Raw genomic sequence first — 890 nt, 5'->3', positions numbered from 1 at the left:
GGGCTTGTCGCAAACCTTGCAGTAGGCTGAGACTACCCCGCGAACGGTGGCATTTTCACGCTTTGTTAACCTTTTGAAGTCCGAAGAGGCGCCCGAGCAGGTCATTCTGGTCGTTGATTGTCCAGTCGCCGGAAAAGCCGAAGCCTTTGCGCAGCCACAACATCGCTTCGAACCCAGCGATCGTCCGGCGCGCCGTTTTGAATGACTGGAAGCAGCCGATCTTGGGCATGTTCTTCTTGACCCGGAAGTGGTCGCTCTCGATGCCTTGCTGGAGGTGCTTCGTGACATAATGTACCGGGCTCGGATGCAGGAGCCCGTCATCGATGGCTGTTTTGATCGTTGAAGGAAACGTGTTAGCGCCATCTGTACCGATCTTACCCTGCGATAGTAGCGGCTCATCCTTGAGCATCTTACGGAAGAAGCGCTTGGCGGCGTCGAGATCGCGCTTCGCGGTGAGCAAGAAGTCGACCGGGTTTCCGTGCTTGTCGATGGCGCGGTACAGGTATCGCCACTTGCCCCGGATCTTGACGTAGGTCTCGTCAATCCTGACTGAGCCACAATGCGGTCGGCGAAACTGGCGTAGGCGCTTCTCGATTACAGGTGCATAGGCGAGGACCCAGCGGTTGATTGTACTATGGTCGACCTCGAAGCCGCGCTCGCGGAACATCTCCTCGAGATCTCTGTAGCTGAGCGGATACCGTAGATACCATGTCACTGCCTGCACGATCAGCCATGCCTCGAAATGCCGCCCTTTGAAATCGTCCTTCGACTGGCGCTTCAGCTTTTCGGCAATGGCATTCAGAATCATGGCTACGCTCCGCTACATCGGGAGCTGAATTTCCACCGTTGTGGTCAACAGCTAGTTAACCAAAAGAATTTGCGACACGCCC

General features: G+C 56.0%; 1 protein-coding gene. It reads right to left on the bottom strand.

Translation table 11 applies throughout. The features are described 5' to 3' along the window. Positions 1 to 55 precede the first annotated feature (55 nt). Positions 56 to 808 (bottom strand): IS6 family transposase, encoded by a 753-nt coding sequence (locus N5D22_RS27120; protein ID WP_151616781.1) that lies wholly within the window; start codon positions 806 to 808, stop codon positions 56 to 58. Between the last annotated feature and the right edge of the window lie 82 nt (positions 809 to 890).

The sequence above is a fragment of the Agrobacterium sp. GD03872 genome (assembly GCF_029840625.1).
GTDB classification, from domain to species: domain Bacteria; phylum Pseudomonadota; class Alphaproteobacteria; order Rhizobiales; family Rhizobiaceae; genus Agrobacterium; species Agrobacterium fabrum_A.
The sequence above is the reverse complement of the archived record's forward strand: the minus strand, read 5'-3'. Positions and strand labels throughout refer to the sequence as shown.

What these genes read in the sequence shown, in the direction of transcription:
- N5D22_RS27120 (WP_151616781.1), bottom strand. Translation starts at nt 808, where the DNA reads ATGATTCTGAATGCCATTGCCGAAAAGCTGAAGCGCCAGTCGAAGGAC.